12 protein-coding genes and 2 pseudogenes are annotated in these 14,288 nt (G+C 68.1%); 3 read left to right on the top strand and 11 right to left on the bottom strand.

Annotated elements, in window-relative coordinates:
• A partial coding sequence (locus tag NFW05_RS14110; protein WP_295308133.1) for a hypothetical protein occupies nucleotides 1–220 on the top strand: 220 nt, incomplete at its 5' end.
• Nucleotides 221–428: 208 nt separating this feature from the next.
• On the opposite strand, the gene NFW05_RS14115 is transcribed toward NFW05_RS14110, so the two are convergent.
• The 5 genes from NFW05_RS14115 to NFW05_RS14135 all read right to left on the bottom strand — a co-directional run bounded on the left by NFW05_RS14115 (nucleotide 429) and on the right by NFW05_RS14135 (nucleotide 5,411).
• Nucleotides 429–1,748 carry a mechanosensitive ion channel domain-containing protein gene (locus tag NFW05_RS14115; RefSeq protein WP_295308136.1) on the bottom strand — a complete coding sequence of 440 codons (1,320 nt, stop codon included), beginning with the start codon at nucleotides 1,746–1,748 and terminating at the stop codon, nucleotides 429–431.
• Nucleotides 1,745–3,007, bottom strand: a complete 1,263-nt coding sequence (locus tag NFW05_RS14120; RefSeq protein ID WP_295308139.1) for an RsmB/NOP family class I SAM-dependent RNA methyltransferase — start codon at nucleotides 3,005–3,007, stop codon at nucleotides 1,745–1,747. Before NFW05_RS14120 ends, NFW05_RS14115 begins: the two co-directional genes overlap by 4 nt.
• Entirely contained in the window at nucleotides 3,004–4,035 is a 1,032-nt protein-coding gene (locus tag NFW05_RS14125; protein WP_295308142.1) for a DUF3108 domain-containing protein, read from the bottom strand. The genes NFW05_RS14120 and NFW05_RS14125 overlap by 4 nt, the downstream gene beginning before the upstream one ends.
• 3 nt (nucleotides 4,036–4,038) lie before the next feature.
• On the bottom strand, nucleotides 4,039–4,701 hold the full coding sequence (gene purN, locus NFW05_RS14130; RefSeq protein WP_295308145.1) for a phosphoribosylglycinamide formyltransferase: 663 nt from the start codon (nucleotides 4,699–4,701) through the stop codon (nucleotides 4,039–4,041).
• Nucleotides 4,702–4,775: 74 nt separating this feature from the next.
• Nucleotides 4,776–5,411, bottom strand: coding sequence for a DedA family protein (locus tag NFW05_RS14135; RefSeq protein ID WP_295308148.1), 636 nt, complete (start codon nucleotides 5,409–5,411; stop codon nucleotides 4,776–4,778).
• Between the two features lie 171 nt (nucleotides 5,412–5,582).
• On the opposite strand from NFW05_RS14135, the gene mutL reads away from it, so the two are divergent.
• Together mutL and miaA are read left to right on the top strand one after the other, a co-directional pair.
• Nucleotides 5,583–7,388, top strand: a complete 1,806-nt coding sequence (mutL, locus tag NFW05_RS14140; protein ID WP_295308151.1) for a DNA mismatch repair endonuclease MutL — start codon at nucleotides 5,583–5,585, stop codon at nucleotides 7,386–7,388.
• Nucleotides 7,385–8,341, top strand: a complete 957-nt coding sequence (gene miaA, locus NFW05_RS14145) for a tRNA (adenosine(37)-N6)-dimethylallyltransferase MiaA (protein ID WP_295308154.1) — start codon at nucleotides 7,385–7,387, stop codon at nucleotides 8,339–8,341. The genes mutL and miaA overlap by 4 nt, the downstream gene beginning before the upstream one ends.
• A 34-nt stretch (nucleotides 8,342–8,375) precedes the next feature.
• Here the strand turns inward: miaA and NFW05_RS14150 are convergent, their stop codons facing one another.
• The 6 genes and pseudogenes from NFW05_RS14150 to NFW05_RS14175 all read right to left on the bottom strand — a co-directional run bounded on the left by NFW05_RS14150 (nucleotide 8,376) and on the right by NFW05_RS14175 (nucleotide 13,442).
• The gene (locus tag NFW05_RS14150) at nucleotides 8,376–10,136 is read right to left on the bottom strand and encodes a hypothetical protein (protein ID WP_295308156.1); all 1,761 of its coding nucleotides are present in this window, start codon (nucleotides 10,134–10,136) and stop codon (nucleotides 8,376–8,378) included.
• Between the two features lie 322 nt (nucleotides 10,137–10,458).
• Nucleotides 10,459–10,596 (bottom strand): annotated as a pseudogene (locus tag NFW05_RS14155) (ABC transporter permease); the annotation flags it as partial.
• A 157-nt stretch (nucleotides 10,597–10,753) separates the two neighbouring features.
• Nucleotides 10,754–10,987: a hypothetical protein gene (locus NFW05_RS14160; RefSeq protein ID WP_295308159.1), complete on the bottom strand. Its 234-nt coding sequence runs from the start codon at nucleotides 10,985–10,987 to the stop codon at nucleotides 10,754–10,756.
• A gap of 138 nt (nucleotides 10,988–11,125) precedes the next feature.
• The gene (locus NFW05_RS14165) at nucleotides 11,126–11,914 is read right to left on the bottom strand and encodes a hypothetical protein (protein ID WP_295308162.1); all 789 of its coding nucleotides are present in this window, start codon (nucleotides 11,912–11,914) and stop codon (nucleotides 11,126–11,128) included.
• Between the two features lie 621 nt (nucleotides 11,915–12,535).
• Nucleotides 12,536–12,874 (bottom strand): annotated as a pseudogene (locus NFW05_RS14170) (ABC transporter permease); the annotation flags it as partial.
• A 361-nt stretch (nucleotides 12,875–13,235) separates the two neighbouring features.
• Nucleotides 13,236–13,442: a hypothetical protein gene (locus NFW05_RS14175; protein ID WP_295308165.1), complete on the bottom strand. Its 207-nt coding sequence runs from the start codon at nucleotides 13,440–13,442 to the stop codon at nucleotides 13,236–13,238.
• Nucleotides 13,443–14,288 lie beyond the last annotated feature (846 nt).

Here is a 14,288-nt window from a genome sequence, read left to right on the forward strand (position 1 = left end):
ACTGCGCATGAGCAGTCTGGTGCACACGCCTGCGCGCATCCCCGTTGCCGAAGGTATCGGCATCTTCGTGGGGATCGTCGCCTGGGACGTGCTCACCGTCGGCCACACCGAACTCATCAAGGCCTTGCTGATCGCGGCTGCCGGGTCGCTCGTCTGGTACGGCGTGCGTTACTGGCAGTCGGCCCGGCTCCGCAAGCGTCAGGAGACCCAGAGTAGCTGACCGCGCGAACGCGCGCAGTCGAAGGAGCAGCGAACGACGCCTGACCGGACCAACGGGCAAAGTGTTGACCTCTTGCAGTGTGATCCCTCCCTGATGCCCATCGCAAAGGTGGGCCTTCTTCCCGCGCCCTCCCCCGCGCGGGATTTTTTTGCCCTCTCGAGCAGTCTCGGCGCCGTCGGAGCGAGCCGCGAGGCGGCCGTCAAGCCGATCAGACCCTGGCCCGCCCGGCAGCCTCGTCGCCCTCCCTGACCAGGCGCACCTCGCGCTGCGGAAAGGGAATCTCGATCCCCTGGTCGGCAAACGAACGCCAGATCGCCAGATTGATCGCCGAGCGCACGCCACCGGTGCCCTCGTGCGGATCGCCGATCCAGAAGCCGAGATCGAGGTTGATCCCGCTGTCGGCGAAAGCCGTGAGCAGCGCCTGCGGCGCGGGATCGGCGAGCACCCGCGGCTGCGCCTTGGCGGCCTCGACCATCAGCCGCATCGCCAGATCGAGATCGGTCCCGTAAGCGACCTGCACCGGGACGACGACGCGCGACCGCGGATCGGTCAGCGACTCGTTGCGGATGATGTTCGACACCAGATACTCGTTGGGAATGATCACCTCGGTGCCGGTCAGCGTCTTGACGACCGTGTAGCGCGCGGTGATCTGGGTCACCACGCCCGAGGTCGTCGCATCGACGGCGACGACGTTGCCGAGGCGGATCGACCGATCGAGCAGGATGATGAAACCGCTGACGTAGTTGCTGGCGATCCGCTGCAGGCCGAGTCCGAGCCCGACGGCCAGCGCGCCGCTGAACACCGACAGCGCGGTGATGTCGATGCCCACCATCGACAGGCTCAGGAGCAGCGCGACGACGGTCAGGACGGCCCTGAGCAGGCGTTCGAGCACGACGCGGACATTCGCGTCGATCTTCTCGCTGTCGAGCAGCTGCTGGTCGATCAGCCTCGACAGCCACAGTGCGACGAGCACCGTGACGACCACGGTGACCAGTCCGGTCAGCAAGGTCCACAGATCGATCTGCTGCCTGCCAACGCTCAGGCTGACCTGCTCGAGCAGTTCGATCAGCGGGCCGGACAGACCAATCAGGTGCAGCGCCAGGCACAGCCAGATCGTCGTGGCGATGATCCGCTCCGACGACGCCAGCCAGCTGCTCGGCGAGAACGCGTGGCGCAGGACGTAGATCGCCGCGCGAACCAGGGCCATCGAGAGGAGCAGCGGCACGGCCAGGTCGAACAAGCTCACCGGGCCGATGTGCCAGTAGCGGAAAGCCTTGCGCACGACCAGCACGATCAGCAGCGCGAGCAGCGGAAAGGCGACACGCTTGAGACTGCCCTCGCCGAGTGCGCGCAGCGCGCCATAGTCGGCGCCAGCCTGTTCTCTCGCCTGCCTGCGCTGCCACTCGCGCGACAGGACCCAGGCGAGCAGCACGCTGATCGCCAGAGCAAGAACCTGGCGCAGGAAGGCCGGCTCGCCGAAGTCGTTCCAGAGCCCGAGCAACAGGGCAAACATTTCCTTTTCGTTCATCGCCGCTCCATCACCGCTGCATAGAAGGCATCGGTCCCGTGACGATGGGGCCAGAGGCCGAGCCGTTCGCCACAATCGATTTCGATCCCCTGAGCCGCGAGCACCTGCTGTGCCGGGACGACCTGGAAATCGCCATGCTCGGCCAGAAAGTCCGCGACGACCTGCCCGTTTTCCGCGTCGAGCAGACTGCAGGTCGCGTAGACCAGCCGGCCACCCGCCCTGACCAGCCTGGCGGCCGCGCCGAGGATCGACCGCTGACGCACGCCAAGTTCGACTACGCTCGCGGCGCTCTGTCGCCACTTGAGATCGGGATTCCGGCGCAGCGTTCCGAGACCCGAACACGGCGCGTCGACGAGCACCCGGTCGAGCTTGCCGGCCAGCCTGCCCACTCGCGGGTCCCTCTCCGAATCGATGAGCACCGGGTGCACGTTCGAAAGGCCCGACCGGGCGAGCCGCGCCTTGAGCCTGGCGAGACGCCACTCCGCCACATCGAAGGCATAGACACGGCCCTGCGAGCGCATCAGGCCGCCGAGCAACAGCGTCTTGCCGCCCGCACCGGCGCAGAAGTCGGCGACCATTTCGCCGCGCCTCGGCTGGACGAGGAAGCCGAGCAGCTGGCTGCCCTCGTCCTGGACCTCGACGCTGCCATCGAGGAACAGCCGATGCCTGTTGATCGCCGGCTTTCCGGCGAGGCGAATGCCCAGTGGCGAATAGCTGCAGGCTCTGGCGTTGATCCCCTCGGCGGAGAGCGTCTCGAGAACCTGCCCGCGCGAGCCGCGCAGCGGATTGACGCGCAGGTCGAGCGGCGCCGGCTGGTTCAGCGCCGCCGCGATCGTCGCGACCTCGTCGGCCGGATACTCGGCACAGAGCGCGTCGTACAGCCAGTCCGGAAGGTCGCAGCGCACGGCCGCGGGCAGCTCGCTCACCGCCAGCGCCTTCGCCCGGGCCAGCCACTGGCCCTCGGCATCGCTCAGCACGCAGTCGAGCTCGCGCCGGTTCAGGCCGAACAGGCAGCCGAGCGCGGCGAGCAGCAGGCGCCGCGGGTTCTCGTCGCCCGCGCAACGCGCGGCGAGCGAGCGCTTGCGGCGCAGCACGGCGAACACCGCTTCGGCGATGAAGCCGCGATCGGCGTGGCCAAGCTGCCGATGCTCGCGGAAATACGTCGACACGACCTGATCGGCCGGCAGCTTCGCGGCGAGAAGCCGCGCGAGCAGCAGAGCGGCATGGCGGAACAGCGCCGGTGTCAAGCGCGCGCTCATTTCGCCTCAGCGACGTCGATCGCCGTGGCCACCTGCACGTAGAGCGCCCCCTTGCGGTCCAGGTACTGGATGCGCACGGGCAGCATCGCGTGGTCGTAGGCCAGCCAGAGGTCGGTCTTCGCCACCCCCGGAACCCGCAGGTGCAGGCTGCGGAAAGTACCGGCCGGGACCTCGATGTCCTCGTCGCCGACGACTTCGACCTGGTACGCCGCGTACTTCTTGCCGGTGGCGATCGGGATGCTGCTGCCCGGCGCGAGGTGACCGAGCAGGCCGAGCTGATACGGGTAGGAAAGCAGGTCCTGGGATCCCGGACTCAGCGCCTGCACCGGACGATTGCCCATCCGCAGTTCCATCTGCCGCCAGTCGAAGTCGGCCTGCTCGTTGTTCTCGCGGCCTTCCTGGCGGGTCTCGAAACGCTGCGGAACGAGTCCGGCAACCGTCAGCCGGCCGCGGCTCTCGACCTCGACGCGCAGCGGCTTGAAGAAGCCGACCAGACCGCTGGTCTCGCTGACCGCGGTGATCCGGTAAGCGCCATCGACGATTTCCCACTCGTGCACCGAACGGCCGATCTGGAAACCCTGGTCGCCGCGCTCGACACGGTAATGAATCGTCCCGCGCGACGGCAACGACGACTCGGTCGGCACCGGCGCATCGAGCGGCGAAGCGGCTTCGGCTGCGTACGCTGCTGCCGGACCTTCGGCGCCGGCTTCCGCGGCCGAATCGGCAACCGCGACGCCGTTCGACGAATCGGGCCCAGCGGGCTCGGCCGCCGGAGCCTCGGGTGCGCTTGCCGGCCTTCGCTGCGCACCCTTTGCCGCAGCGGAGCGCGCTTCGCTGCGCTTGACCGAAGGCCGCGGCGTGGCTGCCGCTCTCTCCGGTTGGGCAACTTCGGCCGGCGGCGGTGCCTTGACCTCGGCGACGATCTGCGGCGACTCACCGAGCGACGGCAACTCCACCTCCGGCCCGAAAAGGGCCAGCGCGTGCAGCCCGAGCGACGCGGCGAAGGCGGCGATCAGGAAGACCGGCATCGTTCAGTCGGCACGAACGGCCTGCGGCAGCGGCGCGATCAGCGCGCCCTGCCCGGCCTGCGCCCGATCGAGCAGGACGCGCCGGCCGCAGACGCGCAGCCGTCCCTCGGCGAACCAGCCGACGGCCAGCGGATAGATCCGGTGCTCCTGCGCGAGAACCCGTGCGGCGAGGCTCTGCTCGTCGTCGCCGTCGACGACCGGTACGGCCGCCTGAACGATCACCGGTCCGTTGTCGAGTTCGGCAGTCACGAAGTGGACCGTGCAGCCGTGAATCCGCACCCCTTCGTCGAGCGCACGGCGGTGCGTGTGCAGGCCGGGAAACGCGGGCAGCAGCGACGGATGGATGTTCATCAGCCGACCTTCGTAGCGGCTGACGAAGGCGCTGCCGAGAATGCGCATGAACCCGGCGAGGACGACGAGATCGGGCGAGAACCCGTCGACGACCTCGGCCAGCGCGGAATCGAATTCGTCGCGCGTGGCGAACGAGCGGTGGTCGACGACGCGCGTCGGCACGCCCTCGGCCGCCGCAGTGTGCAGACCGGCGGCGTCGGCGCGATTGGCGATCACCGCAGCGACCCGCGCCGGCAGCCTGCCGGCAGCGGTGGCCTCGAGCAGCGAAGCCATGTTGCTGCCCCGGCCGGAAATCAGGATCACCAGCGAAGTCATCTGCGTCATCCTCCTCGATCAGCCATTTCCGTGCCTGCCGTCGCTGGCCCACACCCGCAGCCCGGGGCCATCGTTCATCCCTTCCGGTGCTGCAGCCAGCCGACGAACACCGGAACCAGCGAAACGACGATGATTCCGAGGATCACCGCGGTCAGGTTCTGCTGCACCCACGGCAGGTTGCCGAACCAGTAGCCGGCGAGGGTCAGCGAAGCGACCCAGCCGACCGCCCCGAGCAGGTTGAAGAAGGTGAACCGCGGGTAGTCCATCGCGCCGATTCCGGCGACGAAAGGCGCGAAGGTGCGGAACAGCGGCAGGAAACGCGAGATGACCAGGGTCTTGCCGCCGTGCTTCTCGTAGAAGGCATGGGTCTTCTCGAGCGCCGCCTTGTTGAAGAGACGCGACTGCTCCCAGTGGAAGACCTTCGGCCCGAGGAAGCGGCCGATCTGGTAATTGAGCATGTTGCCGAGCGCCGCCGCAGCAACCAGCACGGCGAGCAGGATCGCGATGTCCATGCCGCCGAGCGCGGCCAGCGCGCCGGCGACGAAGAGCAGCGAATCGCCGGGCAGGAACGGGGTGACCACGAAGCCCGTCTCGCTGAAGATGATCACGAAAAGGATGGCGTAGATCCACGGCCCGTACTGCTGGATCAGCGTCGCCAGATGCTTGTCGAGGTGCACGACGATGTCGATGAAGCTGGTCAGGAATTCCATGAGCTGAAGGCGATTGCGCCAGACGGGCAGGAGGCAGCGATTCTACCGGAAGCGGCCCGGTATAATCCGCCAAGCTCGATCAACCGGCAATCTTCCGCCTGCCGGATGCGCAACCGCGGCCCGCGTCGCCCGCCGCGTGACGAGCACGTCTCTCCCAGCCACGGTCCGCCGATGCCCGCCAGCATTCAGTTGCTCCCCGACCTGCTGATCAGCCAGATCGCCGCCGGCGAGGTCGTCGACCGGCCGGCTTCGGTGCTCAAGGAACTGCTCGAGAACGCGCTCGACGCCGGCAGCCGGTCGATCGACATCCAGCTCGAAGACGGAGGCGTCCGGCTGATCCGGGTCAGCGACGACGGCGAGGGAATCGCCCGCGACCAGCTCGCGCTCGCGCTGACGCGCCACGCGACCTCGAAGATCGGCTCGCTCGTCGACCTCGAGCGCGTCGGCACGCTCGGCTTCCGCGGGGAAGCGCTGGCCTCGGTCGCCGCGGTCGCGCGCGTCACGCTGACCAGCCGCCAGCGCGGCGGCGAAGGCCCCGCGCACGCCTGGCGACTCGCCGGCGAAACCGGAGCCCAGCCCGAGCCGGCGGCGCTGCCGGCGGGCACGGTCGTCGAGATGCGCGATCTCTACTACAACACGCCGGCGCGGCGAAAGTTCCTCAGGTCGGCGAACACCGAGTTCGCCCACTGCGGCGAAACCGTCAGGCGGATCGCTCTGGCGCATCCCGAGGTCGCCTTCAGCCTCTCGCACAACGGCCGCGTCAACCTGCACCTCGCCCCGGCCGACCTCCGCGCGCGTGCCGCGGTGATCCTCGGCGACGACTTTCTCGGCGAGTCGCGCCCGCTCGACGCGCACGCCGGTTCGCTGCGCGTCTTCGGCTACTGCGCGCTGCCGACGTACTCGCGAGCACGCGCCGACGCCCAGTACTGCTACGTCAACCGGCGTTTCGTTCGCGACCGGCTGCTCGCTCACGCGCTTCGCGAAGCCTACGCCGACCTGCTGCACGGCAGCCGCCATCCGGCGTACTGCCTGTTCGTCGACATCGACCCGGCGCTGGTCGATGTGAACGTCCACCCGCAGAAGACCGAGGTCCGCTTCCGGGATTCCCGCGCGGTCCATCAGTTCGTCTTCCACGCCGTCGAACGCGCGCTGGCCAGCCCGCTCTCGGCGGCGCCGTTCGCCCTGCCGGCGGAGAGCCCGCCGGCCATCGCGGTAGCACCGGCCGACGAGCCGATTGGCGCCAGCCGCGTGCCCGATCCTCCGGCGATGCGGCCTTGGCCGACCGGGCAGGGAGCGCTGCATGTCGGCGAGCGCGTCGGCCGCGACGACTACCTCGCTTTCGTGCGCAGTGCCCGCTCGCCCGAGCCGGAAACGCCAGCCTGCGAAGCCGCGGAGCCACTGCTCGGCTACGCCCTCGCGCAACTCCACGGTGTCTATGTGCTCGCCCAGAACAGCCAGGGCCTGGTCATCGTCGACATGCACGCGGCGCACGAGCGGATCCTCTACGAAAAGCTCAAGCGCGCTTTCGACGAGCGACAGGTCGCCGCGCAGCGCCTGCTGATCCCGGCGGTGTTCGCCGCCGATCCGCTCGACGTCGCCGCCGCCGAAGAGCACGCAGCCGCGCTCGAGCAACTCGGCTTCGATCTCGCGCCGATGGGACCGCGGCAGCTCGTCGTGCGCAGCGTTCCGGCGTTGCTCACCGCCGCCGACCCGGCCGCGCTCGCCCGCGCGCTGCTCGGCGAACTGCGCGAGAACGGCGTCTCGCAGATCCTCACCACCCGTCAGAACGAATTCCTCGCCAGCCTGGCCTGCCAGGGTGCGGTGCGCGCCCGGCGGCTGCTCTCGCTCGCCGAAATGAACGCGCTGCTCCGCCAGATGGAGGAAACCGAGCGCTCGGGACACTGCAACCACGGCCGCCCGACCTGGATGCAGATCAGCATGACCGACCTCGACCGGCAGTTCCTGCGCGGCCGATGAACGCCGGCGCCTTGACCGGCGAGCGCCTGCCGCCGGCGATCCTGCTGATCGGGCCGACGGCCAGCGGCAAGACCGACCTGGCGATCGAACTCGCCCGGCGCTTTCCGGTCGAGCTGGTCAGCGTCGATTCGGCGCAGGTCTATCGCGACATGGACATCGGCACGGCGAAACCCGACGCGGCGACGCTCGCCGCCTTCCCGCACCGGCTGATCGACCTGATCAGTCCCGAGGAAGCCTACTCGGCAGCCCGTTTCCGCAACGACGCGCTCGCCGCGATGGCCGCGATCACCGCCCGCGCCCGCGTCCCGCTGCTCGTCGGCGGCACGATGCTCTACTTCGCGGCGCTGACCCGCGGCCTCGCCGACCTGCCACCAGCCGACCCGGCAACGCGCGCGGCGATCGACCGCCAGGCCGCGCTGCGCGGCTGGCCGGCGCTGCACGCCGAACTCGCCGCCGCGGACCCGTCGACCGCCGCGCGGCTCGAGCCCGGCGACGCGCAGCGCATCCAGCGCGCGCTCGAGGTGCTGCGCCTGACTGGCCGCCCGCTGTCGGCGCTGCTCGCCAGCGCGGCCCGCACAGCGCCGACATATCGCTTCGTCGCGATCGGCCTGCTGCCCGGCGAGCGACGGGTTCTCCACGAACGCATCGCGCGACGTTTCGCGGCGATGCTCGACGCCGGGCTCGAGGACGAACTCGACCGCCTGTGCGCGAAGTACCGCCTGCACGGCGACCTGCCGTCGATGCGCTGCGTCGGCTACCGGCAGGTCTGGGACGTGCGCAACGGACTCGCGCCGCGCGCCGAACTGCGCGACCGGGGGATCTACGCGACTCGCCAGCTGGCCAAGCGGCAGATCACCTGGATCACCAACAGTCTCCGGCCGCAGACCGTCGACTGCCTGGCTGGCGATCTCGTCGACCGCGTCGTGCGGATCGTCGCCCCGACCTTCGCCTGATCGTCGTGTGATGCCGGGAGCCGCAAGTCCGCATTCAGCGCTGCGGCTCCTGGTCGACAAAGGTCGCAGAGTCGAGAACTCGCAAGACTTCCTTTTCAGCCTCGGGACTCGGAGACGTGAACAGGAAGCTGAAACAGAAGCCTCGATGATACGGAAACCAGTGCATGAGCTTCACGGGGTAATCGGAACCGGGCTTCTTGGAGCTGAGCTCGACCAGGTACAGTTCCTTGCCGTTCGCTTCGAAGGCGCTGACCGCCATGGCACCATCCTGCTGGCCCTGCTCCCTGGCCACTGCCTGCCGCGTCCTGTCGATCATGTCCATGCCGTATCGGCGGCAGGACTCCGCGGTATCGACGCCTTCGATCCTCCGGCCGGCAACGGTGACCGTCGCTCCGGTACTGCGGTTACTCACCTTGAGCAACGCGCCGCCACCGTCCGGCGGTCTGGCCTCATTGTCGAAGCCTGGCAAGTCCAGGAGCAGATGCCAGTTTTCGCCCTCGATGCGCAATCCGAGCTGCCCGGCCTTTCCTGTGGCGAAGACCCGGTTCGGGCCGCCAGCCGGCGAGTCCGGAGCGCCGACGATCCCCGCAAGAGCCCGGTTCGAGGCCACGACATCCACAACCTGGGCCCTGCTGAACGCGTCCGTAATCCGTTCGGCGACACTCTTGCTGTCCTCACGATAGAGCAGAGACAGGCCCATGACCATCCCGCCGAACTCGGCCCACCCCCGTCGCTGGTACTCGTAGGCGCGAGAGTCGCGCGCGTCGGAGCGGCCGTACTGCAGGTCGAAGAAGTAGACGCAGGTTCCCGTCGAGCAGACCTCTCGCACGGGAGAAACGAGCCTCATCCGGGCTTCAGACGAGCGGCGGTACTCGTCCACAATGTCCGACAGCGACTGCTGATCGCCAGGCTTCCTCGTTCCGAGCGGGAAGACCAGGAACGACGGGATCGCCTCCAGAGACGGTAGCAACTCGGCTCCACCAAACGGCCCCGGTGGTCCGGGCCGATACTGGTATCGCCAGTCGATCGGCACGCTCAGGCGCATCAGCGTGCGCCCGGCAAAGCCAAACACGCGACCGATGTCGACGCCGGTCGGTTTTCCCGCAACATAGGTCAGCGAATCGAAGATGCGCAGGACTTCTTCCTCGGCGGCCGGGCTGGTGACATTGAAATGGAGGTCGAAGCAGTAGCCGCGATACCACGGGCGCCAGAAGATCGCCTTGCTCGGGCCGAACTTCCGATCCTCGGATTCGAAGACCTGCAGCCGCTTCCCGTGTCGCTCGACCTCGACGACCTTGCCCACGGTCCCCCGTTCGCCGACAAGGCGGGCTGTCGCGTCGCGGGCCTTCTCAGGGGGGGACGCGTACCACTCCCGACACGATTTCTCCCGGTCGGCGCCGGGAACCCTCTCGGCGAACATGCTCGCCGTCGTCCCCGAAGCGGGATTCCTCAGGAAGAAGAAGCGCCCGGGCATGAAGAACTCCGCGCGGCCCAGGGCACCGGCATAGCCCTGGAAACCGGGCATGTCGAGCAGCAGATGCCAGTCCTCGCCCTCGATGTAGAGCCCCAGCTGACCGGGCTTGTCGGTGGTGAAGACCTGGTTCGGAAAGACCTTGAAGGATGCCTCACGCGCCTGCGGGGGATCCGCCTCGTCGGCCCACGCCGGCCCCCTGGCGATCGCCAGCAGCGCGCCCAGGAAAAGGGCCACGGCGATCCGCCCCACCGCACTCCACGCTACGGCCGCTCCCGCATGACTCGCTCCGCGCAGGCGGCCCATCGGTTTCTCGACGATCACCTGTTCTCCCTCGTCTGCCTGTCGCCCTCGGTAGCGCACCGGGACAACGACCGATCGCCGGCCCGTCCGGCTACGCGATCAGCATTCCCGACGAGTCGGCGATCGGCGTCCGGCCCGGAGAACTCCTGTCCACTTGCCGACCAGCTGGTCGACCGACGATCCCGCTTTGCAGTCTAGTCGAGCACCGCCACCAAATCAACGCAGTCCGGCCGGTCCGGACGGCCGACCTTCGCGTCCTCGGGCGTTCAGTCCAGGACGCGCTGCGCGCACCCGGTTTCCCCGCTCTCTGGAGCCGCCGGCACCCACTCCGCCACCCCGCCGAGCGGTCGAGGCGCAGCCGTTGGCGCTCGTCGAAGAGGCGGCGCACGGCGAGGCTGACGGCGACGATCGTCCCGAATCCGGTGCCGCCGGCGACCGGGAACATCACCAGGATCTGGTACTTGACCGCTCCGACCCTTGGCGTGCGCGGTCGCGATGACAGACCGGCGGCGCTGGCCATGGTTGCGGATGACGCGCTGGCTCAGCCCGCACCGAAGACGATAGGGGCGTCGTCTCAGAAGACGGCACAAATCATGCGCCACGCGTGTGCTCAGGCTGGCACCCAGCGGTACAGCGTCCTAAATCTGCGACCTGGCGTTGCGATCGCCCGCCTTCGGCGGGGCTTCCCCGACCTCGCGGGTCATGCACTCGCAGTCCTCCGGCAATGGCGTTCGCTCGACGCGCAGCGACTCCTTGCGCTGGCCACTTCGCTCAAAGAGGGCACGGCAATTCCCTCCCTGACGCCGCGCGAGCTCGGCAGCCAGGCTCGCCAGAGTCGCCGGGCGACCGCCCTGCGTCTGGCTACCCGTCATTTCTCGCGAGCGACGACCAGATTCTCGACGAGAATGCCGTGTGGCATGGCTTGGTGACCACCCCACCGCTCGCTGGCGGGTGGTCCCGGGGCTCGCCTTGGCGCAACGTCGCCGGCTCCGCCGCGCCCGAGATGGCCATCACTTGACCGGGGCCTCCTGCAGCTGCCTGGCTGCCCGGCGAAACTCGATCAGATCGAGGATTCTGGCCCGGTTGATTGCATCGGTGAACCTTTCCGCGTCGCGCGTGCTGTCGTCCCCATAGAACATGGAGAGCAGCAAGTTCACGTCGCCGATCTTGGCAAATCCCAAGCGACGGTACTGAGGCCCATGATCGCCAGGCGATGAATCGTCACTGCTGTCGTCGCGCCGCAAGGTCACGTCGAAGTAGTGGAAGCAGCCACTCTCCGTGCATCGGCTGCTCAGTCGAGACACCCGATCTCCGCGCGCCTCGAAGCCCTGCCGCTCCTCCTCGGCCCTGATTTCCGGTTGCCACGGACTTGGCCCAGAGGTCGCCCTACCCAACGGCGTGATCAGGAAGGAGAACATCGGCCCTTTGCCGGGATGCACTAAGATTCCTCCGGCAGGACCCGGTGGCGGGCGCCGAAACGCGAACTTCCAGTCGATCGGAATGCTCAGACGAATCCGCAGCCAGTCGAAAAAGTAGAACAGGCGATCGATGTCCGCGTCCCGTGGCTTCTCCGCAACGTAGGCTACGCTATCCAAGGCCTTCAGAACGTCCTTTTCGGCAGCCGCGCTGGAGACATCGAAGTGGAAGTCAAAGCAGAAGCCGCGATAGAAGGGATGCCAGTGTAGGGTCTTTCGCCAGGTCGAGCCAAGCGTGAATTCGTAGACCCGCAGGATCTTGCCGTTGGCATTGACCTGGGAGACCTCTCCGACGGTACCCTTGTAGCCGATCAAACCGGCCATCCGCTCCCGAGTCTCCCCGGCAGCCAGCGCGTAGTGCCGGCGACAGGACTCTTCGCTGTCTACGCCCTCGATCCGCTCGGCGAAGACCGAAGCGGTGGTGGCGGAAGTCGCGCCGCATGAAGAAGAACTGCGAGGGGGCGACGAAAGGGTACTCTTCATGCGCGAAGCCCGGCATGTCGAGCCGCAGGTGCCAGTCTTCCCCGTCGATCCACAGGCCGATCTGACCGCTTTGCGCCGTCGAAAAGACCTGGTTCGGGTAGGTTGTCAGCGGCGGCGCCCGGTTGTCGGCAGCGAATGCCGCCCCGCTGCCAAGCCAGCCGGCGATGGCCCACGACAGCACGCTGGCAGCCACCACAACACCACAGGCCCTGGTCCGCCGCATCAGCACATGCATCGCCGAACGGAACCATCCGCCGGCCCTCGGAAGCCACCCCACCATGACCGTACCCCTCTCCGAGAACCGACCTCGTTCGGGCAGAACTGCCGTCTCGCCCGCCGCGCAACCGCGCTTTGATTCGGTTCGAGTGTAGTCGGGCGCCCGGGGAAGATCCAGGCCGGCGGTTCCGCCCGTCCTCCCGCGCGAAGCTTCGCGGAGGCCGGCCGTGCGGCGCTCACGCCAGCTCATGGCCAACGCGCAGGGCAGGGTGACGGAAAGTACCCGGTGGCACCGCCGAGCCGGTCGAGGCGCAGCCGTTGGCGCTCGTCGAAGAGGCGGCGCGCGGCGAGGCTGACGGCGACGATCGTCCCGAATCCGGTGCCGCCGGCGATCAGGAACATCACCAGGATCTGGTACTTGACCGCTTCGACCGGCGGCGTGCCGGCGAGGATCTGACCGGTCATCATCCCCGGCAGACTGACGATCCCGGCGGCGGACATCGCGTTGATGATCGGGATCATCCCGACGCGGATCGCCTCGCGCCGGCTGTCCGAGATCGCCCGCCGCCAGTCGTCGCCGAGCGCCTGCCCGAGACCTCGCGACGCTCGGCGGAGCGCCCGGGATGCTCGCCCGGCGAGTCACTCTGGTTTCCTCAGGCGTCAGGATCCTTTCCTGAGGCGTCAGGATGCCTTCCTGACGCGCAGGGGAAGCCGTTCGTGGGGGGGGCCACGCAAACGACCCGACCGATGCCTTCCTGACGCGCAGGGGAAGCCGCCTCACGCGTGAGGCGGCTTCCCCTGCGCGTCAGGACGCTCATCCGCACCGCGAAAATCGTCTATTGACACGCTGGTCTGCCGCACTCTAACATTACACGCATGAGGGCCATTCGGCTTTCGCCAACTTGAGCTTTCTGGGGGGAAAATGGCCAAGAACGAGACGATCCGGTTACCACCGGAGACCCTGCAGGCCGACAAGAATGCTTTCCTGGCCGTGAAAGCCATGGCCGGCTAAAGTCCCGCCAACCCCGCCGACAACCTCGTCGCGTTGACCGCCAAGTACGAAGCGATGCGCGCTGCTCAGGAAGCCGAACGGCACGCCCAGAACGCGCTCGACGCCGCACGCGACACAGCGGTTGCCGCCCAATGGGAACATCCCAACCTCATCCTCGGCGTCAAGGAGCAAGTGACCCCCCAGTTCGGCGCCGACTCCGATCAGGTCGCCTCGCTGGGCCTGAACAAGAAACCGGGCGCAAGACGCCCGCGCGCAGGGGCAAGACTTCGGCGTAGCGGCCGCCCTGCCGCCCCGGCGACGAGCACGAGAGAAGCCCGACCGCGCCCGGCCACGGGAACCATGAGCCGTCCGCGCAGCACCGCGCTGCCCCCGAGCCTCTCCCTCCATCGAGTCAACAGCCCCGGAGGCCCCTCCCACCCCTGGCCCGCGATGACGCGTTTGTCGCCCCATTTAGTCCACGCCTCCTTGTCGCATCACGCGGATTTCGCGGGAATTTCTGCCCATGCACTTCATCCACCCGGCATTCCGACGCAAAGTTCTGCGTCAAGTAGGATGTCGACTTCACGTTCCACGGTCATGGACAGCTGGGCCAAGGAAGAAGCCCCTGTAGCACACAATCTGAATCTTTCTACAGGTCTGCGGCGTGTGGTAGAACGCGAAGCGCAACGCACGCGCGCCGCATAACGCGCGTTGATGCGGACGCGGGTCTTTGCGCTTCGGAGGGAGGGCCAGGAGCGATGGTCTGTCGTATCGAACGAGGTGGTCCGAAGCGAGCCCGTTTGTGCCCGCTCCCCACGACGCGGGCCAGCCCTTTGGAGCGGACACCGCTCGCTAGAACTCGCGGCTGCGCCCCACTTGCGAGGGCGAGCGCCAGCCATACAGCCGGCTGGCGCAACTATGCCCTCGCTGCGCGGGTGCCGCTCAACTTGTCACGTTACCGTGAAAGCCCCCCGAGGTAGCGACGTGCCTATGCCTGCTGACGAGCAG

The sequence above is a fragment of the Accumulibacter sp. genome (assembly GCF_023806625.1).
Taxonomy (GTDB): domain Bacteria; phylum Pseudomonadota; class Gammaproteobacteria; order Burkholderiales; family Rhodocyclaceae; genus Accumulibacter.

Excerpts from the sequence above, each read along its gene's own strand:
- NFW05_RS14135 (WP_295308148.1), bottom strand. The coding sequence starts at position 5,411 with ATGGAATTCCTGACCAGCTTCATCGACATCGTCGTGCACCTCGACAAG.
- NFW05_RS14165 (WP_295308162.1), bottom strand. The coding sequence starts at position 11,914 with ATGGCCGGTTTGATCGGCTACAAGGGTACCGTCGGAGAGGTCTCCCAG.
- NFW05_RS14125 (WP_295308142.1), bottom strand. The coding sequence starts at position 4,035 with ATGCCGGTCTTCCTGATCGCCGCCTTCGCCGCGTCGCTCGGGCTGCAC.
- NFW05_RS14160 (WP_295308159.1), bottom strand. The coding sequence starts at position 10,987 with ATGACGGGTAGCCAGACGCAGGGCGGTCGCCCGGCGACTCTGGCGAGC.
- mutL (WP_295308151.1), top strand. The coding sequence starts at position 5,583 with ATGCCCGCCAGCATTCAGTTGCTCCCCGACCTGCTGATCAGCCAGATC.
- NFW05_RS14115 (WP_295308136.1), bottom strand. The coding sequence starts at position 1,748 with ATGAACGAAAAGGAAATGTTTGCCCTGTTGCTCGGGCTCTGGAACGAC.
- purN (WP_295308145.1), bottom strand. The coding sequence starts at position 4,701 with ATGACTTCGCTGGTGATCCTGATTTCCGGCCGGGGCAGCAACATGGCT.
- NFW05_RS14175 (WP_295308165.1), bottom strand. The coding sequence starts at position 13,442 with ATGTTCCCATTGGGCGGCAACCGCTGTGTCGCGTGCGGCGTCGAGCGC.
- NFW05_RS14120 (WP_295308139.1), bottom strand. The coding sequence starts at position 3,007 with ATGAGCGCGCGCTTGACACCGGCGCTGTTCCGCCATGCCGCTCTGCTG.
- miaA (WP_295308154.1), top strand. The coding sequence starts at position 7,385 with ATGAACGCCGGCGCCTTGACCGGCGAGCGCCTGCCGCCGGCGATCCTG.